We start from the raw sequence: 20,615 nt of genomic DNA on the forward strand, positions 1-20,615 counted from the left end.
TCAGTTTCTCAACCGCATAAACGCGGCACCGTCATCGTCGTTCTTTCTGCTCTGCCAGCAGACCCAGATAATACATTGCGATTGTCGCTCCAGCGATAGCCGTAATATCGGCATGATCATAGGCTGGTGCAACCTCGACCACATCCGCACCGACGAAGTCAAGCGCCGTGAGCTTGCGCAGGATCGATAGCATCTTGGCGGACGAAGGGCCGCCCGCCACCGGCGTGCCCGTGCCGGGCGCAAAGGCCGGATCAAGGCAATCAATATCGAAGGTCAGATAGGTCTTCTTGCCCGCAGTGCGTTTCAAAATGGTGTCGGCAATCTCTGCTGCCGTCATGTCTTCGACTTCGTGACCGTAAATGATCTTGATGCCGCAATCTTCCGGCGCATGGGTGCGAATGCCGACCTGAATGGAATGGTCGGGATCGATGATGCCATCACGCACGGCGCGGGCAACGAAGGAACCGTGATCGATCCGCTTGCCGTCGTCAAACCACGTGTCCTGATGCGCATCGAACTGCACCAGTGCCAGCGGGCCATATTTCGCGGCATGGGCTTTCAGAAGCGGCCATGTCACGAAATGATCGCCGCCAAGTGTCAGCAAAAATGCATCGGATTTGAGGATCTTTGTTGCTTCACGCTCGATCGTGGCTGGCGTCTTGTAATGGTTGCCGTAGTCGAGCAGGCAGTCACCGTAATCGATCACAGCGAGGTTTTCGAACAGGTCGCGCTGGAACGGATATTGCGGATCATTGTCGAAGATCGCCGATGCGCGCCGGATCGCCTGCGGGCCGAAACGCGCACCGGGCCGGTTGGACACAGCTGCATCAAACGGAATGCCCCAGACAACGGCTTCCGCGCCCTTCAGCGACTTGGTGTAGACGCGCCGCATGAAAGACAGCACGCCCGCATGGGTCGGGTCGGTCGCAGCGCTCGTCAGGCTGCGTGCGGTAAATGCGTGATCAATGGTCTTGGATGGCATGGCCGTTCCCCGGTGAAGTTCTGACTTCTATAACCGGTCACGCCAGAAATTGGGAAGAGGTTTTAGTCTCTATCAAAACCGTAAGCGCGTTCGACACGGCCAATGCGCACGCGATAGGTCTCATACCACTGCTGGCGACCAAGCTTTTGCGCCACAAGGTGGTCCACTTCGCGCTTCCATGCGCGAATACTGTCTTCGTCCGCCCAGAACGAATTCGTTATGCCAAAACCTTCCGCGTCTCGGGCGCTTTCGAGGCCAAGATATCCGGGTTGTTGCGCCGCGAGTTCGGCCATGCGAACGGCCATATCGCCATAGCCATCGTCGTCGCCAATGCGTTGCGAGGCAAAACTCACGACGTAATAAGGTGGCTCCGGTGTGACGGCAAAGCGGCTGGACGACATCATGCTGGCTCCCTGCTGGCTGATTCCTGAAATTCATAGCAAAAAGCGGACCCGAAGGCCCGCTTTCCGTTGTTTGATCGTCAGAAGTTGACCGCGAGGTTCACTTTGATCGCGTGATCCTGCGCCTTGGTCGCGAATTGTCCCCGGTAGTGCAATCCGAGAGACGTGTTGTGCGCCAGATTGAGGTCCAACCCGGCATGTGCGTAGAACATGTTTTTGTCGAGCGGCAGACCTTCAACCATGAAGCCGGGACCGTCGCTGAAACGCAGCATTGTTTCCGGGTGGTCGGCGCTATTATGCTGCCAGCCGAGCGCCAGCTTCGTATTGACGCTGGTGTTTTCGGAGAGCGCATATTTGTTCGAAAGACGCACGCCGAGATAGTTGGTTAAAAGATCGCTGGTTGCGCCAGAGCCGGAGAGGGCGGTCACAGCCGCATTTTCCGTAAAGCCATTGATTTTCGCATAGGCATAGGAAATGCCCGCAAATGGCTCTAGCAGCGCCAGACTGGTGTTGATGTTGTAGCCGAGTTCCGCAAAACCATGGAAGCTGTTGCCTTTGTAGCTTGCGCGATTATCGTTTGAGACTTCCTTGAAGCGGATTGTGCGCTTGCTGTCGATGTCGTGCAGATTGGCATTGCCACCAAAAGTCAGGTTGAAGTTCTTCCATGCATAGCCGCCATAGGCGCCGATCTGATAGCTATCGACTTTCGCAGACGACAGGCCGCTATTGAGCGAGGATTGCAGATAACCGGCGAAGAGACCCAATTGCCAATTATCCGACAGTTGGCCGTCAATGCCGGTGATGAAGCCCGTCGCGCTGCGGCTCATAGCTTGCGCTTCTCCAATGCTCTGGAAATGCGCTCTGGAATTATAGGCCTGTCCCCATACGCCGTTTTTAAGCGGAGCATTCAGCGCCGAATGATTGAAGCGACTGTCGGACAGATCATTCATGCGCTGTGTCACGGCTTCGCGTGGCAGCTGGTTGTCATAAAGAAGCGAGGTTAAAGTGGATGCGTAAATATCGCCAGACAGCTCGGTATAGGCCTCTGACAAATCGTCTTCCATCCGCGATGTAAGCATGTTCTTGTAGAGCTTTTGATCGTGGCCGAGCGCTTGCAATGCGTTTGCAACCCTTCGTTGCTGGTTGCTTACCGCAGATTCTGCAAATGACTTGCCCGCCGTTGCGAAGGTGACTTCGACTTCATTCGGCCTGTATTCAAGTTTTTCGGTGATGAAGTGATAGGCGGGAAGAACGTCGCTGAAGCGGCCATTGACTTCGTTGTCGGCCTTCACGAATACGCTTGTTTTGCCTACCCGGGCGTTGATTTCGTCAACGGTCAACTTTGGATGGCCGCCGAATTTAACGCTCCCGGCGAGCATAGCCTTGTTGCTAGCATAAATCCCTGAAGTGTTGCCGTTGGCATCGACCTTCACGTCGAGAACACTGCCCGATTTCAGATCGATATCGCCATTCACGTTCAATGGTTTCATGCGCGGCGAACGGTAGTCGCCGGGGGAAACATGCGCACCGGCTCCAGCCACTATGCTGCCGGTAAAACCGGTGCCGCTCAGTGTACCGCCGGAGTGGACCAGAACCGGCGAAGTGATTGAGCCGTTTACCTTTAATTCCCCAGCGTAAATGTCGGTCACCCCTTTGTAGCTGTTCTGCCCGTTAAGGATGGTCATGCCGTCTCCAACCTGCTGTACGCGACCATCGCCGGTAATCTTGCCGTCGAATTCGAGCAGGTTGCTGCGATTGAACGACAGAAAGGCGTCTTTCTGCATCAAATCAACGTCGCCGATAACGGAGCCGGTTTCGCCGCCATTACCAAGCGCCAACCCGCCTTCCGCCACGAAGCTGTTGCCGGTGTATTTGTTTTCTCCCGTCAGCGTCAGCTTTCCAGGATTCATCTTGTATAGCGATCTGTTTCCGTCCAGATAGCCCGAGACTATCTTATCGGACGTCGGAAAGAAGAAGTTGCGCTCGGTCTTGAACAGGCCATTGGGAGACCGGACGTAGAAACCCGCCAAGTCGGGGTTTGACCAATATTCCCGCATGTAGTTGGCAATGTAATTGTGTGTGCGGGTTGTAGGATGAATATCATCCCAGAAAACATATTCATTCTGTATCGCCGAACCGCGCGGCTGGTCGAGACATGAGGGCGTATCGACACAATTTCCAGTCGCATTCGAGAAGCCGAAAACGCCGGGGTGCTTCACCACCATGTCAAGGATATCGGGTATCTGCGGGGCGTAGATCACAGCATCCGGGTGCCTTTGCTTAAAGATAGCGATGCTGGTGGCGATGGCCTTTTTGAAATCATCGGTTGCTTCTCGAGCAATGACGCCGGGCGCATTTGCATAGCGCGGAACTTTCGAAAAATCAGGCATATCGGGCACCAGAAATTGCCGTGCTCCCACCCGATAAAGGCGTTCCAGTGAAGTGAACAATTCATTTCCGCTAAATGCAGCTTTCACTCGCGTGGATTCATCGTGCTTGATTGCATCCAAAGCATCATTGCCCCCCGCCCATAGAGAAACGATGGTGTGTGGAGAGATGGTCTGAGGATAAACGGTATTCGTCCCACGAATGAACTCGGTCACCTCCTCAGCAATAGAGGGGATCATCCCCGGTATTTTGTGGTTCTCATATTTTGTGCCGCCTATGGCGTAGTTCACACTGGTGCCACCGTTCGGGGTGTTGCTGCCGAAATCACCAGTGGGCTGACGAGTTGGTCGAAATTTCGTGCCCCTTTCCTGGTCTCGGAAAAGGTACTCGTTCCAGACGCGTCCATTGCTGAAGCGTCCGTCGGTCGTGTACATTTTTTTAAGTTTTTCTATGAAAAACTCACTGAATGCGCCGTTATCGCTCAAGCTGTCGCCGAAGATGATGGCCCTGTCGAAATAAGCTTTCTCGACATTGTCGGTTATGCTCTGGGAGTAAGCTGCAGAAGAAAGTAAAAATTGAACAGAGGTGAGCGCAGTCAATATAAAATTGACTTTCCCAAAAGGAATATAGGTCAAAATAATCATCCTGTTAAAAAATTATAAAATAAAAATACTAGAAAAAATATAAAATAATATAAGTATAGTGTAAATTAGCCTCCTTTGAATAGGGGTCGGAGGACGGTAGAAACCAAAAAAGCGAGCCTTGCGGCTCGCTTTTTTGTAGATCCGAACGATGGAAATATCGCCGTTCGGAAATTTGGCCCCAAGCGCCGGAGCGCTTGGGAATATTCCTTGAAACGGATTAGCGCTTCGAGAACTGGAACGAACGGCGAGCCTTGGCCTTACCGTACTTCTTACGTTCGACGACGCGGCTATCACGGGTCAGGAAGCCACCCTTCTTGAGAACCGTGCGCAGGCCCGGTTCGTAGTAGGTGAGGGCCTTGGAAATACCGTGACGAACGGCACCAGCCTGACCGGACAGGCCGCCACCGGCAACGGTAGCAACGATGTCGAACTGGCCAGCGCGGTTCGAAGCGATGATCGGCTGCTGGAGGATCATCTGCAGGACCGGACGTGCGAAGTACTTTTCGAATTCCTTGTCGTTGACGGTGATCTTGCCGGAACCCGGCTTGACCCAAACGCGTGCAACGGCGTCCTTACGCTTGCCGGTGGCATAAGCGCGGCCCTGTGCGTCCAGCTTCTGGACGTGAACCGGAGCGGCAGCTTCGGTCTTGGCAACAGTGCCGAGTTCTTCGAGCGAGTTGAGCTGCTCAGCCATGATTATGCATTCCCTTTGTTCTTGCGGTTCAGCGCTGCGACGTCGAGGACTTCCGGCTGCTGAGCTTCATGCTGATGGTTCGGACCTGCATAAACGCGCAGGTTCTTCATCTGGCGACGGCCGAGCGGACCACGTGGGATCATACGCTCAATAGCCTTCTCGAGAACGCGTTCCGGGAAACGGCCTTCGAGAATCTGGCGAGCAGTGCGCTCCTTGATGCCGCCCGGATGGCCGGTGTGCCAGTAATAAACCTTGTCGGTGTACTTCTTGCCGGTCAGAACAACCTTGTCGGCATTGATGATGATGACATTGTCGCCATCGTCAACATGCGGGGTGAAGGTTGCTTTGTGCTTGCCACGCAGGCGATTGGCGACGATAGTTGCGAGACGACCAACGACGAGACCTTCGGCGTCGATCAGTACCCACTTCTTCACCACTTCAGCCGGCTTCTGAGAAAAAGTTGCCATTGAAGTCTTCCTTAGACTAATCCCCGATATGAACATCAGGGCTTTTTTTGTTGCTTGTGTTGGTGATATCCAACCCGAACGGGCGTGCAAAAATTAAGTTTCGCGCGCTTCCGGCGGGTCGATACACAAACTCTGCCCCACCGTCAAGTCCCGTATTTGCACGATGATTTTAAAAGCATAATAAAATCAATGGCTTGTTTATTTGGTATTATAATACCCTATGTTTTTGTGGTGCTTTTAACGCGGTGGGATTGAATAAGTCGCTGTTGCATGAGCAACCAGTTCGCCAGTCGCGCCATCGGTCAGGCTGATATCGAGGACGGCGAGGCGTTTTCCAAGCTTCAGAAGTTGCGCGTCAGCTTCCACCGCACCGGGTGAGGGCCTGCGCAGGAAATTGATGTTGAGATTGGTCGTCACCGCAAGCGCGACCGGGCCAATATGCGCCAGAATAGCCGCATAGGCAGCAACATCGGCCAGGGCGAATAGCGCAGGGCCGGAAACCGTCCCGCCGGGACGCAAATGTTGCTCGTCGGCGTGAAGGCGCATCGTGGTGGAACCTTCATCAATCGCAACAATCTCGAAACTCGTACCAAGCTGCGGAAACTCACGCTTCATGAAAGTGCGCAGCTCGTCGATATCCATCACCGGAGCCAGACTTGTGTGTCTTGTCATATTGATATTCATCCAGTCCTCCCAATCTTTATAGGAATAGAAGCGTGGACCCTTGTGTTGCAAGCGGCATCCTGTCGTGCGAACGATAAATACGGTCGCGCAGCTGAGACTGGTGAGGTAAGAACATGAACAATCCGTCTGGCGACCAAATTCGCAACATTCTCCAATCCGTCAAAACAATTGCGCTTCTTGGTGCCTCCCCGAAGCCAGAGCGCCCAAGCAATGGCGTGATGGAGTTTCTGCTCTCCAAGGGCTACCGCGTCATTCCCGTCAATCCGGGGCAGGTCGGCAAGGAAATTCACGGCCAGCGCGTCGTGGCGCGTCTGGCCGATATTGAAGAGCAGATCGACATGGTCGATGTGTTTCGTGAGCCTTATTCGCTGCCGGGTATTGTGGATGAAATCCTCGCCATGAAGCAGCGTCCATCGGTTTTGTGGACGCAGCTCGGCGTTGTTCATGAAGAAGCTGGCAAGCGTGCCGAAGACGCAGGGCTGACCGTCATCATGGATCGTTGTCCCGCGATAGAATACCCGCGCTTGATCGGATAGCGTATGAAGCGGGAATAAAATTCCGCGCTTTGATATCAGTCGAAAAATTCCTCCTTTGCTTTCTTTTTGGCAGAGCCTAACGTCCGCTCTCAAAGAGTGGCATTCGTTATCAGGAGGAATAGATGTCCAAACGCTCACCCGGCATAGAAACACTGGCCGTTCACGCAGGCGCGAAGCCTGATCCGACAACTGGCGCGCGTGCAACGCCAATCTATCAGACGACGTCCTTCGTGTTCGAAGATGCGGATCATGCGGCCTCCCTGTTCGGGCTACAGGCGTTCGGCAATATTTATACACGTATTACCAATCCGACGACGGCGGTGCTGGAAGAGCGCATCGCAGCGCTTGAAGGCGGCACCGCAGCTGTCGCGACGGCATCGGGGCATGCTGCGCAGCTGCTCGTTTTCCATACGCTGTTGCAGCCGGGCGATAATTTCGTCGCTGCGCGCCAGCTTTACGGCGGGTCGATAAACCAGTTCGGTCAGTCGTTCAAATCCTTCGGCTGGCAGGTGCGCTGGGCCGACGCCAGCAATCCGACCGACTTTGCCAAGCAGATCGATGGCAAGACGCGCGCAATCTTCATTGAAAGCTTTGCCAATCCGGGCGGCATAGTCGTGGATATCGAAGCGATTGCCGAAATCGCCCACAAGCATGGCCTGCCTTTGATCGTAGACAATACGCTTGCTTCGCCCTATCTCGTGCGCCCGATCGAACACGGCGCGGATATTGTCGTGCATTCGCTGACCAAGTTCATTGGCGGCCATGGTAATTCCATGGGCGGCATCCTCATCGACGGCGGAACCTTCGACTGGGCGAAGTCGGGCAATTATCCGCTTCTGACCGAACCGCGTCCAGATTATGCTGGTCTGGAATTGCATAAGACCTTCGGCAATATCTCCTTTGCCATTGCGGCCCGCGTGCTTGGCCTGCGCGATTTCGGCCCGGCGATTTCGCCATTCAACGCCTTCCAGATTCTGACCGGTGTGGAAACTCTGCCGTTGCGCATGCAGCGCCATTGCGACAATGCACAGAAGGTTGCCTCCTGGCTGCATGGTCATGAGAAGGTATCATGGGTGAACTATGCTGGTCTGCCACATGACAAATATCATGCGCTTCAGCAGAAATATTCGCCGAAGGGCGCAGGCTCGGTTTTCACCTTCGGTCTCAAGGGCGGCTATGATGCGGGCGTGAAATTCGTGGATAGCCTCGACCTGTTCTCGCTGCTGGCCAATATAGGCGACACGCGTTCGCTCGTGATTCATCCGGCCTCGACCACACATCGGCAGCTGAGCGACGAGCAGAAAGTGGCGGCTGGCGCTGGTCCGGATGTCGTGCGCCTGTCTATTGGCATCGAGGGTGCCGACGATATCATAGCCGATATCGAACAGGCTCTTGCCAAGGTCTGACCGGATGAGTCGGTTTCTCGACTTCGACTTGACCGGCATTGAACCGGAAGAGGGCGCTCCGCTGCCGGAGCGCATTCTCGCTGGCGATCCAAAATTCCGAACATGGAATCTGGAAGAAAATGCAGATGGCACGCTCTTTGCCGGCATATGGGAAAGCACGCCCGGAAAATGGCAGATCGAATATGACGAATGGGAGTTCTGTCACATTCTCTCCGGTCGCTCGATCTTGAGCGAGGAGGGCGGCGCGAGCCGTGAAGTCAAGGCGGGCGACAGTTTTGTCATTCGCCCCGGCTTCAAGGGCAGCTGGGACGTGCTGGAAACCACCCGCAAGGAATATGTGATCAAGCTCTGACAAAGAAAAGGCTGCGAATTTCGCAGCCTTTTTGATTCTCGACTTACCGCGGCTCATTGCCTCGCGACCTGATATAGGCGCGGGGCCGGTTGCTGCCCGAAGGTCTTGCTTCCGGGCGCGGTTGCGATGGGCGCTCGGCTTGCGGTGGACGCGGACGCTCACCTTGCGGCGGGCGCGGACGGTCCGGTCTGTTGTAGTTCGGGCGACGATCCCGATCACGATAACGGTAATCGCGATAGCGTGAATCCCGATAATAACGCGGGTAATTGCGATAATAGCGTCCGCTATCATAGACAACGCCGGTGCCGATATAGCTGCCCTGCACATAGTAGGGGTCGTAATAGCCGCCGCCGCTGCCGTAATAGCCTTCGGACACGCACCCGGTGAGCGTCAGTCCGGATATGCCTATGCCAACGGCGATCAGAAGTGATTTTAATGACATGGCCTTCGCTCCTTCAAAGCTCAAACGCTGTGCATCGCTGAATGTTGCAGCATTTGGCAAACATTCTTTCGACAAACATTATGCAGAAACGGCGTGAAGCGGCAAAATCACTAAAGATTACGGTGTGATAGCCGAAAGGCATAGACAGAACTCTGATGCATCCCTTCCGAAAAGAGTTGAGCACATCCTTTACCCTCAACTCTTTTGTATTTAATCAGTTGTTAATTTTTGCGCCACTTACCGCGTTGCTAATCTCGGTAAATTTTTCACCGATATCGGTTCCTAGCGTGCTTGCTCCGGCAATGATTGCCACAGAAATAAGTGCAGCGATGAGGCCGTATTCGATTGCGGTTGCGCCGGATTCGTCTTTGCGGAAACGTGAGAAAAGCTTGGACATTTGTTGCTCCTGAGACTCTGCTTTTATTAGCTGGTCGTCTTGACCTGAGGCAAAATTACACGGGCAATTCTTTTTGCGCCCTTAAGTTGCATGGTAAACAGAAGATAAGCGCTTTGTATGATTAATAAATTGCTGAAATATACCCAAGCATTGCGGCTGAACGATCATCTCCGGCGCACAAAGCCCGAAAAACAAAACCCCGCCTAAGCGGGGTTCTTTTCGCTTATCCAGCTGCGCTACTTGGGGAGCTGCGCACCGGCCTGCTTTACGGCGTCTGCCATGGTCTGGCACAGCTTTTCTTCCGAAATATTCTGCGCCTTTGCGCTGGTGGCCAGATCCTGTTCCATACCCATGACGGAAACCTTGCCCTGCTTGCCGGTTTCTTCGGCAGCTTCGGCCTTGGACGTGTCGGCGGGAGGAGGGATCAATCCAAGCATTTTGTTCTGAATTTCGATGGCCGCATCGTCGGTATAGCCCTTGTCCTTGCAATAGGTCAGCACGCCGAGCTGATTGCGGGCCGCACTATAGGCCATTTCCATCTGCTCAGGCGTCGCCTGCGCGAGGGCCGCTGTGAGATTTGCACCGAGAAAGAGGCCAGTCAAAGAAACGCGAATGACATTACGCATTATAATTCTTCTCCATGTTCCAAATACATTGCGAGATAATGCGATTTTCCCCACGGGGAAAATTCAAGAAAGATTAATTAGTGAAATGTGATAAAATGGAATTAGTTTCTTCTGATTTTTAAATCCGCGTCATATTTGTGCGTTAGAAGCCAAAGGCAGCTGTGCTTTTATCGAATGCCCTATCTTACGTGGCATTAGCAGCGCCAGCCCGATCCCCTTGAAAACAACTCTACCGTCCGCTCAGCTGCCGATAGTTTGGGGTGTTCATGGCGCATCGAATTTGTTCATTTTGGAAAAATGGTCGAAACTGTGCGAATTGCCAAAATTTGCTCTTGCGCTTGTCGCACGAATTGCCTAAACGGCTCTCACGCGACTGACAAATCAGTCGGGCGATTAGCTCAGTTGGTAGAGCGCTTCGTTTACACCGAAGATGTCGGGAGTTCGAGTCTCTCATCGCCCACCATTTATCTCTTTTATAATATATGCATTGTAAGCACAGCCCTCATCTGGCTGTCTGTTTGTCACGTTTAGTGCGCCACGCCGCTAAAACAACTATGGCGGGACAATGCCCGCCATAACCTCTATAAATATATATCAATTGGCGCCGAGTGGCGCTCGATCAATGCAAGCCGCCGACGCCGAGATGTTCTTCAACCGCGTGCTGGTCCGACGCCAGTTGTTCGGACGTCCCCGACCACGCAATGCGGCCGCGCTCCAGAATGATGACGTGATCGGCGAAATCGAGTGCGCTCTGGATGCGCTGTTCCACGAGCAGGATCGTCATGTCACCTTTCTGCGCCAGCGTCGAGAAGGCTGCCATCAGTTCCTCGCAAATGACCGGCGCAAGCCCTTCCAGCGGTTCGTCGAGCAGCAGCACCGTCGGTTTGCCGAGAATGCTGCGTGCGGTGGAAAGCATTTGCTGCTCGCCGCCGGAAAGCTGCGAACCGAGATTGCGTCGCCGCTCTTTCAGGCGAGGGAACATGGCATAGGCTTCCTCAAGCGCGTCCTTCGGCCGTTTTTTCAGGCCGACAAACAGGTTTTCTTCCACCGTGAGTGTCGGGAAGACATCGCGTGTCTGCGGTACATAGCCAAGACCGGCAAGCGCACGGGCAGCTGACGGCAATGTCGCGATATTCTGGCCGCCAAGCAGGATTTCGCCGCCATAGCGCCGGGTTTGTCCGGCGATGGTCGCAAAGAGGCTGGTCTTGCCGACGCCGTTGCGCCCTAATATGGCCAGCCGTGAGCCGGGTTCGGCTTTGAACGACACATCTTCAATGACCCGCGTAGGACCATAGCCGGACGAAAGATTGCGGATTTCAAGCGAGGCTGCACTCATTGCGCATAGCTCCCCAGATAGGCTTCACGGACGCGGGTATCCTGCACGACATCTTGCGGCAGTCCGTCGAAAATCACGGTTCCAGCGGCCAGAACGATAACGCGTTTTGCAAAGCGGAAAACCAGATCCATGTCGTGCTCGATCATGAGAACAGCAAGATCGGCGGGCAGGCGGTCGAGCGCTTCTTCGATGCGGCCCGTATCGCTTTGCGGCACACCGGCGGCAGGTTCATCCAGCAACAGCACCTTTGGACGCAGCGCCAGTGCCAGCGCGATCTCCAGCAGTCGTTGCTGGCCATAAGCGATCTGGCTGACGCGCAGCTGACTGAGCGGCAGCAGCCCGAGCGTGTCGAGAATATCGCGCACCTCATCCATCACGGCCGGCATTTTATGGTAGTCGCCGAGAATGCGCCCGGTCTTGCCTTCGCGTTGCAGAACCGCAAGCGCGACATGCTCTTCCGGCGTCATGTCGAAGAAGAGCCGCGTGACCTGGAATGAGCGCACCAGACCGCGCCGCACGCGCTGCATGGCGTTGAGTTTCGAGACATTCTCGCCGCCCAGCGTCACTGTGCCGGAGGTGGCGGGAAGGTTTCCCGTCACGAGATTGACGAATGTGGTCTTGCCTGCGCCGTTCGGTCCGATCAGGGCAACACGGTCGCCTTTGGCCATGCTGAGCGAGACGTCGTTCGTGACGGCAAGGCCACCAAAATTCTTGCGCAGCTTCGATACTTCAAACACGGTGCTCATGGGTTGCGCGCCTTCCGCTTCTCGAAATAATGGACAGCGGTGCCATAAAGGCCACGCGGGGCGAACAGCACCACGAGGATCAGCAATGCGCCAACCATGGTAAGCCAATGGAACGGATTGGCGGCAGAAACCAGATCTTCGAACCACATGAAGACGACGGTGCCGATCAGGCCGCCAAACAGCGTACCCGTGCCGCCCAGAACCAGCATGACCAGCGCCTCCGCCGACATGGTGAAGCTGAGGCTGTCGAGACCCACGACCTGCGTGGAAATGGCGTTCAACGCGCCGCCAACACCGGCAATGGCGCCGGAAATGACATACATGCGAAGCTGCGCCGAATGAACCGATGCGCCCATGGCATGAATGCGGATCGGGTCTTCCTTCACGCCCCGGCACAACATGCCGAATGGCGAACGCACGACATAGCGCAGGAAAATGAACGACACGACGAGCAGGATGACACCGAAAATATAGGCGGTCTGTCCATAAAGATCGAATTCGAACATGCCGAAGATAGGATCGGGCGAAATGCCGCTCAGGCCATCGCTGCCGCCGGTCCAGTTGGATGCCTTGTTGGCCGCTTCATGGAAAAGATGCACCACGGCAATCGACAGAACGAGCTGTGCCAATCCATGGGCGCGCAGGATGACGACACCGGAAACAAGGCCGGTGACGGCACCAGCGGCGAGGCCGATAAACGTCATCAGCAGCGGGTCGGTCACGCCGAAATGCGCTGCGGCAATGCCCGCGCCATAAGCGCCAGCGCCGAACAAGGCTGCATGGCCGAGCGTTGCGATGCCGCAATAGCCGGTGACGAGATCGAGCGAGAGTACGAGAAGCGCGATGGCGATGATGCGTGTCAGAAGCGCCAGATTGTCGGGGAACAGGAACCAGCCGATGACGCTGGCCGCAATGATGGCGATGACGCCAATCAGGCCCGCATAGGAATTGCGGTTTTGGGGGAGAGTTTGCGACATGTCGGTCATTTCTTGGCCAACCTTCCGGCAAGGCCGCGTGGAAACAGGGTAACGATCACGATCACCGCCAGATAGAAGAAGAATTCGCCATATTCTGGCGCGAGATAGCGTCCCGTTGTGTCGATAGCGCCGAGCAGCAGACAGGCGATAAGAGCGCCCGGGATGGAGCCAGCGCCGCCGACGGAAACGACCACGAGAAACGTCACCATATAGCGCAGCGCGTAATAGGGCTCGACGGGCAGCAGTTCGGCACCGACGACACCGCCGAATGCGGCAAGGCCGATGGCGAGCGCGAAGCTGATCGCATAGACGATTTCGGTCCGAACGCCGAGCGCGGCAGCCATATTGGCGTTATCGACAGCAGCGCGAAGTTTGACGCCGAAGGCGGTGCGTTCAACGATGTACCAGAGGCCGATTGCAACGGCGAGGCCACAGCCGATGGCGAAAACGCGATGCTTGGCGATGGCGCGGAAGCCGAGATCAATCGAGCCGCGCAGCATTTCCGGCAGTGGGATGGTCTTCAGCGTCGGGCCGAAAATATAGTTTGTCAGACCGATGATGCAGAATGTGATGCCGATGGTCATCAGAACCTGCGTCAGTTCCGGTGCGCCATAGATGCGGCGATAGAGCAGGCGCTCCACCGGAACAGCGATGATCATCGTGCCGATAACGGCAATAATGATGGCAAAACCGTAATTGAGGCCAAGCTGATGCGCGGCGTAAGACGCGAAATAGCCGCCGATCATAGCGAAGGCGCCATGCGCCAGATTGACGACGCGCATCAGGCCCATGGTGACCGAAAGGCCGATAGAGATGACGAAAAGCACCATGCCATAGGCGAGGGCATCGACAGCAATGCTGAGCACAGTCTGCATTGAGTAATCCTATTGGAGCATTTCCAGCATAAGCGCATAGCGGTTTTGCGTAGGATAATGCGTAAAACAAAGAGATAGAGCGGTTCCATGATTCCGTTCTAGCCGGAACGCTCTAGATCGATTCTCTGGCCGGAGGCGGAGAGAAAGTCGCTCCCGGAACGTTCCGGGAGCGCAAGTGCCTCATATCCCTTGGAATATAAGGCGGGCTGAACCGTCAAGCAGGTGAATTACTTGGCCTTGAGGCCAGGATCGCCCTGCTTTTCGAAGGTCTGGATTTCCTTGTTGTAATAGGTGCCGTCTTCCGCCTTGGCGACTTCACGCAGATAGATATTCTGCGTCAGGTGACGGCTTTCCGGATCGATGGAAACCGGGCCGCGCGGGCTGATCCATTCCATGCCCTTGACGGCTTCCACAGCCTTTTCCGCATCCTTCTTGCCGCCGGTTGCTTCGATCATCTTGTAGATGACATGCATTCCGTCATAGGCGCTGACAGACGGGAAGGACAATTCAGCTGGGTTGCCGATGGCCTTGCCCGCTTCTTCGACGAACTTCTTGTTTTCCGGAGAATCGTGCGAAATCGCATAATGGAAGGTCGTCAGCACGCCAAGCGCCGTTTCGCCAAGGGCGGGAAGATCGGATTCCTGCGTCAGGTCGCCCGGCGCAAAAAGCTGTACGCCGTCTTTCTTGAGGCCGTTATCGACATAGGCTTTCATGAAACCGAGCGTGGTGGGACCGGACGGTAGAAAGGCGAAAACGCCTTGCGCACCGGAATCCTTGATGCGCTGCATGATCGGGCTGAAATCATTGGTGGCAAGCGGCATGCGGATGGCTTCCACCACTTCACCGCCAGCTTCCGTAAAAGCGGCTTTGAAAGCATTTTCCGCATCGACGCCCGGACCGTAATCGCTGACCACCGAGATGACCTTCTTCACGCCCTTGTCGATTGCCACTTTGGCAATAGGGGTTGAGGTCTGCCAGGTCGTGAACGATGTGCGCACCACATAGGGGCTCTTGGTCACGATTGCGGACGTGGCGGCATTCATCACCACCATCGGCACATTGCCCTGCTTCAGGATCGGCGTGACGGCCATGGCGTCAGGCGTGAAATAGAAGCCTGCCAGATATTGCACGCCTTCCTTGACGACGAGTTCCTGCGCCAGTGCCTTGGACTGCGCGGGATCGGCCTGCGGTACATCGCGATAAACGACTTCCACCGTGTCCTCGCCGACCTTGTTGCCGTGTTCGGCAATATAGGCGTCGATACCGGCCTTGAAATTCTTGCCCTGAATGGCGAATGGTCCCGAAAACGGACCGATAACGCCAACCTTGACCGCATCGGCATAAGCCGCGGATGCGGTGAGCGACAATACCGCCAGCGCGGTGAGTGCAATTTTCTTCATGTCTTCCTCCCGGTTGCCCAACATTCCTGCGCCTGACCGTCTCAGTATCGCATGGAATGTCCTATTTTAGAGCGCGTTTCGATCTGTTTGCATCAGATCGGCGCGTCCCAACTTTTGCCTAACGCGCATCTTTCCGAAAACCGTCTCCACACTTTTCGGGTTGCGCTCTAGAATGTCGATCTGACTGTTTATGTAAAATGATATTGTCTGCCGAAATCATAACTCAATGGTTATGTTTGTGTCCAAATAAGAAATGATTCAACACCGCTGCACACAGACTTTCTTTCGAGGACTTAAGTCCGATATTTCCTCGCATTCAAGCCCGACGCGCACCGATAGGCACGATGGCGCGCCACTTAAGTACAAAGCAGCGCGCCGTATGTTTGATTGCTTATGTTTAGAACGGCAATCCTACATAGTTTTCCGCCAGCGCGGTCGATGCCGCGTGAGAATGGCTAATATAGTCAAGCTCCGCTTCCTGAACCTTCTGATCGAAAGCTTCCATGTCCGGGAAGCGATGCAGCATTTTCGTCATCGACCAGGAAAAGCGCTCCGCTTTCCAAATGCGCGCCAGTGCTTTGGCCGAATAGGCATCCACGCCCGCTGCAGAATTTTCGAGATAGAACTCGCGCAAGCCCTCAAAAAGATAGTGGACATCGCTGGCCGCCAGATTGAGGCCCTTCGCGCCGGTCGGCGGAACGATATGGGCGGCATCGCCGACGAGAAACAGTTTTCCGAAACGCATCGGCTCGGCAACGAAGGAGCGAAGCGGCGCTATCGACTTTTCGAAAGAGGGGCCTGTCACCAGAGCTTCCGCATGGTTCACGGGCAGACGACGGCGCAATTCGTCATAGAAGCGGTCGTCGCTCCAATCCTCGATCTTTTCGTCCAGCGAGCACTGCAGATAATAGCGGCTGCGGGTTTCCGACCGCATTGAGCACAGCGCGAAACCGCGTTCGTGATTGGCGTAGATAAGTTCGTGATCGACCGGCGGAATATCCGCCAGAACGCCAAGCCATCCGAAAGGATAGACCTTTTCGAAATTGGTGATGGCCTTTTCGGGCACCGATTTGCGGCTGATGCCGTGATAGCCATCACAACCGGCGATGAAGTCGCAATCGATCCGGTGCGTGACGCCATCTTTTTCGTAGGTGACGTAAGGCGATGCGCCGTCAAAATCATGCGGCGTAACATTCGCGGCTTCATAAATGCCGACAGTGCCGGATTTGTGCCGCTCATCCATCAAGTCTTGCGTCAGTTCCGTCTGACCATAGACGGTCACGCGCTTGCCGGTGAGGGTGTGAAGATCGATGCGGTGATCACGACCGTCGAAAGCAAGCGAAAAGCCGTCATGCGGCAGGCCTTCGCGGTGCAGGCGCTCGGCGGCGCCGGCTTCTTCCATCAGGCGAACGGTGCCTTCTTCGAGCACCCCGGCGCGTACGCGGCCCAGAATATAATTTTCGCTGGCGCGGTCGAGAATGACATTGTCGATACCGGCGCGCGTCAAGAGTTGTCCGAGCAGCAAGCCGGACGGACCCGAACCAATAATGGCGACTTTAGTGCGCATGATTTCCTCCCAACGCAACGATGCCCCTTATTTTTTGGAATCGTTGCAAACTGGCAATGGATTCTTGCTGCAATTAATTGTACAAATCGAACGCAATCTGCAGGAGAGAATGATGCGCGTCGATGTTCCAACCTATGAACTCTATGGGGAAGGGACCGATAAAAAGCCCGATTTCTGGCTACATTGTGAGACGCTGTATTCCAGATCCAGCCTGTATCAGTTTGAAATATCGCTGCATCGTCACGAGAATTTCTTTCAATTCCTGTACATTCAGGATGGCGCAGGCAATGCCAGTTTCAACGGCGTGATTCACAGTTTTCGCACGCCATGCGCTATTCTTGTGCCGCCCGGATTCAACCATGGGTTTTCGTTCTCACGCGATATCAATGGGCACATCATCACGATATTGCGCCCGCAAATGCCCTTTGTCGGCGACCGCCGCGGTGGGCCGTTCGGAGCTTGGCTGAATGAGCCGAGACTTGTGGCGATGGAAGATGCCGCGCTGGAGGATCGTGAACTGGCAGCCTTGACCGTCAATCGGATACAGGTCGAATTCTATTCCAGAAAGTCATATAAAAACAGCATATTGGAGTCCATGCTCAAGACGATGATTGTGCTGGTGTCACGTCATGGATTGAGTGGGTCACTTGATGAGACCGGACACCCTGACTATAGCGATGTGCGCGTGGAAAAATTTCTGGAACTAATCGAACGGCATTTTCGCGAGCATCGCCCGGTGGCGTTTTATGCTGATCAGCTCGGCCTGTCGCCAACCCATCTCAACCGGCTGGTGCGGCGGCTCACCGGCGAGACGACACAACATATGATTGCGCATAAGCTGATCGAGGTGGCCAAGCACGATCTGATCGCCATGCCGTCGTCAGTCCAGCATATTGCTTATTCGCTGGGCTTTGCGGACCCGGCCTATTTTTCGCGCTTCTTCCAGAATTTCACAGGCGAAACGCCCCGCAGCTTTCGCTTGCGCGAACGTGCGCGCCTTGAGGAATCCGTCCATGGAAACTGACTTGGACTTTTGAGACCGTCGCCGCTGCACGCCGTAATGATGAGACGCAGACCAAAGCTCTTTGAGACTTTGATCTGCGTCTCATCTGTTTATTTACGCGAGGTCAGCAGGGAGCACATCGGCTGGGATGTTCTGATAGCTGACGGGGCGCAGGAAGCGACGGATGGACATGGTTCCGACGCTGGTGGCGCCGAAATTGGTGCTGGCCGGGTAGGGGCCACCATGAACCATCGAATCGACCACTTCCACGCCGGTTGGGAAACCGTTGGCCAGAACGCGTCCGGCCTTGCGTTCCAGAACCGGCAGAAGCTTGCGCGCTGCGGCGGCATCGTCCTTGTCCATGTGCAAGGTTGCCGTCAGCTGGCCTTCAAAACCTTTTGCCAGATGCACCATGTCATCGACCGACTTGACGCGAACGACAACGCCGAGCGGGCCGAACACTTCTTCGCCGATGCTGTGATCGCCGAGGAAGGCGTCGCCGGTGGTCTCATAGAGATTGGGCGAAGCCTCACGGCCCTTGCTTTCGGTGGTCAGCACCGGCTTGACGGAGTTGCGGCTGTCGAAATGCGCCTTGCCGTCCTGATAGGCCTTGGCAATGCCATCGGTCAGCATGACCTGCGGCGCGACCTTTTCCAGAGCGCTGCGGGTTGACTGCACAAAGCTGTCGGCATCCGAACCGTCGATCACCACAGCAATGCCGGGATTGGTGCAGAACTGACCGGCGCCCATAGTCAGCGAGCCAGCCCAACCTTCGCCGAGCGACGTCGCGCGGGTCTTCATGGCTTCCGGCAGCATGAACATCGGATTGACCGAGCCAAGCTCGCCGAAGAAAGGAATCGGTTCCGGGCGCTTGGCGCACAGATTGAACAAAGCGCGGCCACCGCCCAACGATCCGGTAAAGCCGACAGCCTTGATCAGCGGATGAGTGACCAGCGCTTCGCCGACCTTGCGGTCGCCACCCTGAATGAGGCTGAACACACCCTTCGGCACGCCGGTCTTGGCGATGGCGGCCTGAATGGCGTCAGCGACGATTTCGCCGGTGCCGGGATGGGCGGAGTGGCCCTTAACCACAACCGGGCAGCCTGCGGCAAGCGCTGCGGCGGTGTCGCCGCCAGCGGTCGAGAAGGCGAGCGGAAAGTTGGATGCGCCGAAAACGGCAACTGGGCCGATCGGGCGCTGCATCAGGCGGATTTCCGGACGGGGTGCGGGCTTGCGATCGGGCAGGGCTTCGTCCACGCGACGGTCGAGGTAGTCAGCCTTGCGAATATGGCTGGCGAAAAGGCGCAGCTGGCCGGTGGTGCGTCCACGCTCGCCCTCAAGGCGACCCGCCGGCAGGCCGGTTTCCTGCGTGCCGATTTCAGTAATGGCGGCAGCGCGCGCTTCGATTTCGTCGGCAATGGCTTCGAGGAACAGGGCGCGTTCTTCGCGGCTTGTATAACCATAAGTCCAGAAAGCATCTTCTGCCGCTTCGCAGGCGCGCGCCACCAGATCGGGCGTACCGACTGCGAATTCATGTGATGGACCCGTCGCCGGTGTCGAGGCAAAAGTCGTCTCCCCCGCAACCCACTCGCCAGCTATCAGGTGTTGTCCATGGGGTGTCCAGCTCATCTCAATTCCTTTCCATCTGCTCTTGCAGCAAGTCAGTCTATCGCGGCGCGATCTTCATATTATACCGATCCGTTTTCTGCACGCCTTGGCGGCTAAAAGGGATCGGGGAGGCATGGATACATGGAATAGAGAGAATTGTCGCGTAACACCACAGTTACATTCTTCGTAATGTCCCGCTATGAGAGATTTTGAATCGCAAGTTCGGGTGAGAGGGCGAATATCCGAAGCAGCAGGTGATTCATCGCGCTGGTCGCCGTCATTGTTGCGGCGGTCAGCGTGGTGTGGATAACAGGATGTCTTTGAAAAAGCCGGGAAAACCGGCCTTTTCACAGAAAGGCAAAAATTCTTTTGCTTTCTTTTTCAGCACTTGCTTGACACTTGTTCGCGAACCCCTTAAACGACCGCTCACACCGACGGAAACGCCGGTGGTGACCGAAGCCTACGGGCTTTAGAAAATGCGCGGGTGTAGCTCAGTTGGTTAGAGTGCCGGCCTGTCACGCCGGAGGTCGCGGGTTCGAGCCCCGTCACTCGCGCCACTTTCCTTCAACACAATCAAATGCACTGTTGAACTGAAAGTGGCGCTCCACGCCTCCTCATTTGTTTCCCTTTTTTTGTATTTCATGTCGTGCAAGCATTTGTGTGCTGCTGCGCCGTGGGCCTATTCTAGTGGATTGAATTTGACGTTTGAATCCCGGCTGACACATACGCTGTTTCAAACGTCAAATTCGAAAAATCCACTAGATACATATAGTTGCTAGTGGTCTTTTTGATTCCAACATTTGCTCAGCGCGTGAACCGAGGGAGGCAAATGTTGGAATCAGACCACTAGCGGCCTGTTTTCGGGGTGTTTTGCAAAGCTTGTGAATGAATTGCAGAATATCGCAATTCTTCTCCAAACATGCGCTTGACACTTGTTCGCGAACCCCTTAAACGACCGCTCACACCGACGGAAACGCCGGTGGTGACCGAAGCCTACGGGCTTTAGAAAAATGCGCGGGTGTAGCTCAGTTGGTTAGAGTGCCGGCCTGTCACGCCGGAGGTCGCGGGTTCGAGCCCCGTCACT

At 55.4% G+C, this 20,615-nt stretch carries 20 protein-coding genes and 2 tRNA genes; 6 read left to right on the forward strand and 16 right to left on the reverse strand.

The annotated features are described in order from the left end of the window. Positions 1–31: 31 nt before the first annotated feature. From speB to HWD97_RS12830, 6 genes are all read right to left on the reverse strand, one after another. Positions 32–982: an agmatinase gene (gene speB, locus HWD97_RS12805; protein WP_171317775.1), complete on the reverse strand. Its 951-nt coding sequence runs from the start codon at positions 980–982 to the stop codon at positions 32–34. 62 nt (positions 983–1,044) lie between these two features. Beyond that, complete coding sequence (locus tag HWD97_RS12810; protein WP_283736118.1) at positions 1,045–1,383, reverse strand: antibiotic biosynthesis monooxygenase; 339 nt, start codon at positions 1,381–1,383, stop codon at positions 1,045–1,047. Positions 1,384–1,463: 80 nt separating this feature from the next. Further along, positions 1,464–4,406, reverse strand: a complete 2,943-nt coding sequence (locus tag HWD97_RS12815; RefSeq protein ID WP_371835084.1) for an autotransporter domain-containing protein — start codon at positions 4,404–4,406, stop codon at positions 1,464–1,466. 226 nt (positions 4,407–4,632) lie between these two features. Further along, on the reverse strand, positions 4,633–5,109 hold the full coding sequence (gene rpsI / locus HWD97_RS12820; protein WP_078340527.1) for a 30S ribosomal protein S9: 477 nt from the start codon (positions 5,107–5,109) through the stop codon (positions 4,633–4,635). A 2-nt stretch (positions 5,110–5,111) separates the two neighbouring features. Next, entirely contained in the window at positions 5,112–5,576 is a 465-nt protein-coding gene (rplM, locus tag HWD97_RS12825) for a 50S ribosomal protein L13 (protein ID WP_078340528.1), read from the reverse strand. 237 nt (positions 5,577–5,813) lie between these two features. After that, positions 5,814–6,260 carry a PaaI family thioesterase gene (locus HWD97_RS12830; protein WP_371835085.1) on the reverse strand — a complete coding sequence of 149 codons (447 nt, stop codon included), beginning with the start codon at positions 6,258–6,260 and terminating at the stop codon, positions 5,814–5,816. 113 nt (positions 6,261–6,373) lie between these two features. Here HWD97_RS12830 and HWD97_RS12835 point away from each other — a divergent pair, with 113 nt between their 5' ends. The 3 genes from HWD97_RS12835 (at position 6,374) to HWD97_RS12845 (ending at position 8,554) form a co-directional block, all read left to right on the forward strand. Next, a complete protein-coding gene (locus tag HWD97_RS12835) occupies positions 6,374–6,796 on the forward strand; it encodes a CoA-binding protein (protein WP_371835086.1) in 423 nt (140 codons plus the stop codon). A 122-nt stretch (positions 6,797–6,918) separates the two neighbouring features. Further along, on the forward strand, positions 6,919–8,202 hold the full coding sequence (locus tag HWD97_RS12840; RefSeq protein ID WP_371835087.1) for an O-acetylhomoserine aminocarboxypropyltransferase: 1,284 nt from the start codon (positions 6,919–6,921) through the stop codon (positions 8,200–8,202). Positions 8,203–8,206: 4 nt separating this feature from the next. Further along, positions 8,207–8,554 (forward strand): cupin domain-containing protein, encoded by a 348-nt coding sequence (locus tag HWD97_RS12845; RefSeq protein WP_371835088.1) that lies wholly within the window; start codon positions 8,207–8,209, stop codon positions 8,552–8,554. Between the two features lie 43 nt (positions 8,555–8,597). Here HWD97_RS12845 and HWD97_RS12850 read toward each other — a convergent pair whose 3' ends face one another. The 3 genes from HWD97_RS12850 to HWD97_RS12860 form a co-directional block, all read right to left on the reverse strand. Further along, positions 8,598–8,996, reverse strand: a complete 399-nt coding sequence (locus HWD97_RS12850) for a hypothetical protein (RefSeq protein WP_371835089.1) — start codon at positions 8,994–8,996, stop codon at positions 8,598–8,600. A gap of 214 nt (positions 8,997–9,210) precedes the next feature. Further along, entirely contained in the window at positions 9,211–9,393 is a 183-nt protein-coding gene (locus HWD97_RS12855; protein WP_371835090.1) for a Flp family type IVb pilin, read from the reverse strand. A 236-nt stretch (positions 9,394–9,629) separates the two neighbouring features. After that, a complete protein-coding gene (locus HWD97_RS12860; protein WP_371835091.1) occupies positions 9,630–10,019 on the reverse strand; it encodes a pore-forming ESAT-6 family protein in 390 nt (129 codons plus the stop codon). A 387-nt stretch (positions 10,020–10,406) separates the two neighbouring features. Here HWD97_RS12860 and HWD97_RS12865 point away from each other — a divergent pair. After that, a tRNA-Val gene (locus HWD97_RS12865) sits at positions 10,407–10,482 on the forward strand. Positions 10,483–10,638: 156 nt separating this feature from the next. Here HWD97_RS12865 and HWD97_RS12870 read toward each other — a convergent pair. The 6 genes from HWD97_RS12870 to pobA form a co-directional block, all read right to left on the reverse strand. After that, positions 10,639–11,355, reverse strand: coding sequence for an ABC transporter ATP-binding protein (locus HWD97_RS12870; protein ID WP_371835092.1), 717 nt, complete (start codon positions 11,353–11,355; stop codon positions 10,639–10,641). Continuing rightward, entirely contained in the window at positions 11,352–12,101 is a 750-nt protein-coding gene (locus HWD97_RS12875; RefSeq protein WP_124915630.1) for an ABC transporter ATP-binding protein, read from the reverse strand. Before HWD97_RS12875 ends, HWD97_RS12870 begins: the two co-directional genes overlap by 4 nt. Continuing rightward, positions 12,098–13,087 carry a branched-chain amino acid ABC transporter permease gene (locus HWD97_RS12880; RefSeq protein ID WP_371835093.1) on the reverse strand — a complete coding sequence of 330 codons (990 nt, stop codon included), beginning with the start codon at positions 13,085–13,087 and terminating at the stop codon, positions 12,098–12,100. The genes HWD97_RS12875 and HWD97_RS12880 overlap by 4 nt, the downstream gene beginning before the upstream one ends. Continuing rightward, positions 13,084–13,953, reverse strand: a complete 870-nt coding sequence (locus HWD97_RS12885) for a branched-chain amino acid ABC transporter permease (protein ID WP_109368789.1) — start codon at positions 13,951–13,953, stop codon at positions 13,084–13,086. The genes HWD97_RS12880 and HWD97_RS12885 overlap by 4 nt, the downstream gene beginning before the upstream one ends. Positions 13,954–14,180: 227 nt before the next feature. Further along, complete coding sequence (locus HWD97_RS12890; RefSeq protein ID WP_371835094.1) at positions 14,181–15,353, reverse strand: ABC transporter substrate-binding protein; 1,173 nt, start codon at positions 15,351–15,353, stop codon at positions 14,181–14,183. A gap of 397 nt (positions 15,354–15,750) precedes the next feature. Beyond that, positions 15,751–16,920: a 4-hydroxybenzoate 3-monooxygenase gene (pobA, locus tag HWD97_RS12895; RefSeq protein WP_109368791.1), complete on the reverse strand. Its 1,170-nt coding sequence runs from the start codon at positions 16,918–16,920 to the stop codon at positions 15,751–15,753. Between the two features lie 112 nt (positions 16,921–17,032). On the opposite strand from pobA, the gene HWD97_RS12900 reads away from it, so the two are divergent. Then, the gene (locus HWD97_RS12900; protein WP_109368792.1) at positions 17,033–17,944 is read left to right on the forward strand and encodes a helix-turn-helix domain-containing protein; all 912 of its coding nucleotides are present in this window, start codon (positions 17,033–17,035) and stop codon (positions 17,942–17,944) included. A 93-nt stretch (positions 17,945–18,037) separates the two neighbouring features. On the opposite strand, the gene HWD97_RS12905 is transcribed toward HWD97_RS12900, so the two are convergent. After that, complete coding sequence (locus tag HWD97_RS12905) at positions 18,038–19,552, reverse strand: aldehyde dehydrogenase (NADP(+)) (RefSeq protein ID WP_140025089.1); 1,515 nt, start codon at positions 19,550–19,552, stop codon at positions 18,038–18,040. Positions 19,553–20,011: 459 nt separating this feature from the next. Here HWD97_RS12905 and HWD97_RS12910 point away from each other — a divergent pair. Continuing rightward, positions 20,012–20,088 (forward strand) — tRNA-Asp (locus tag HWD97_RS12910). Positions 20,089–20,615: the final 527 nt, after the last annotated feature.

The organism is Ochrobactrum sp. C6C9 (genome assembly GCF_022627935.1).
In the GTDB taxonomy this organism is placed as follows: Bacteria; Pseudomonadota; Alphaproteobacteria; order Rhizobiales; family Rhizobiaceae; genus Brucella; species Brucella teleogrylli.

Excerpts from the sequence above, each read along its gene's own strand:
- speB (WP_171317775.1), bottom strand. The coding sequence starts at position 982 with ATGCCATCCAAGACCATTGATCACGCATTTACCGCACGCAGCCTGACG.
- HWD97_RS12810 (WP_283736118.1), bottom strand. The coding sequence starts at position 1,383 with ATGTCGTCCAGCCGCTTTGCCGTCACACCGGAGCCACCTTATTACGTC.
- rpsI (WP_078340527.1), bottom strand. The coding sequence starts at position 5,109 with ATGGCTGAGCAGCTCAACTCGCTCGAAGAACTCGGCACTGTTGCCAAG.
- rplM (WP_078340528.1), bottom strand. The coding sequence starts at position 5,576 with ATGGCAACTTTTTCTCAGAAGCCGGCTGAAGTGGTGAAGAAGTGGGTA.
- HWD97_RS12830 (WP_371835085.1), bottom strand. The coding sequence starts at position 6,260 with ATGAATATCAATATGACAAGACACACAAGTCTGGCTCCGGTGATGGAT.
- HWD97_RS12835 (WP_371835086.1), top strand. The coding sequence starts at position 6,374 with ATGAACAATCCGTCTGGCGACCAAATTCGCAACATTCTCCAATCCGTC.
- HWD97_RS12840 (WP_371835087.1), top strand. The coding sequence starts at position 6,919 with ATGTCCAAACGCTCACCCGGCATAGAAACACTGGCCGTTCACGCAGGC.
- HWD97_RS12845 (WP_371835088.1), top strand. The coding sequence starts at position 8,207 with ATGAGTCGGTTTCTCGACTTCGACTTGACCGGCATTGAACCGGAAGAG.
- HWD97_RS12850 (WP_371835089.1), bottom strand. The coding sequence starts at position 8,996 with ATGTCATTAAAATCACTTCTGATCGCCGTTGGCATAGGCATATCCGGA.
- HWD97_RS12855 (WP_371835090.1), bottom strand. The coding sequence starts at position 9,393 with ATGTCCAAGCTTTTCTCACGTTTCCGCAAAGACGAATCCGGCGCAACC.
- HWD97_RS12860 (WP_371835091.1), bottom strand. The coding sequence starts at position 10,019 with ATGCGTAATGTCATTCGCGTTTCTTTGACTGGCCTCTTTCTCGGTGCA.
- HWD97_RS12870 (WP_371835092.1), bottom strand. The coding sequence starts at position 11,355 with ATGAGTGCAGCCTCGCTTGAAATCCGCAATCTTTCGTCCGGCTATGGT.
- HWD97_RS12875 (WP_124915630.1), bottom strand. The coding sequence starts at position 12,101 with ATGAGCACCGTGTTTGAAGTATCGAAGCTGCGCAAGAATTTTGGTGGC.
- HWD97_RS12880 (WP_371835093.1), bottom strand. The coding sequence starts at position 13,087 with ATGACCGACATGTCGCAAACTCTCCCCCAAAACCGCAATTCCTATGCG.
- HWD97_RS12885 (WP_109368789.1), bottom strand. The coding sequence starts at position 13,953 with ATGCAGACTGTGCTCAGCATTGCTGTCGATGCCCTCGCCTATGGCATG.
- HWD97_RS12890 (WP_371835094.1), bottom strand. The coding sequence starts at position 15,353 with ATGAAGAAAATTGCACTCACCGCGCTGGCGGTATTGTCGCTCACCGCA.
- pobA (WP_109368791.1), bottom strand. The coding sequence starts at position 16,920 with ATGCGCACTAAAGTCGCCATTATTGGTTCGGGTCCGTCCGGCTTGCTG.
- HWD97_RS12900 (WP_109368792.1), top strand. The coding sequence starts at position 17,033 with ATGCGCGTCGATGTTCCAACCTATGAACTCTATGGGGAAGGGACCGAT.
- HWD97_RS12905 (WP_140025089.1), bottom strand. The coding sequence starts at position 19,552 with ATGAGCTGGACACCCCATGGACAACACCTGATAGCTGGCGAGTGGGTT.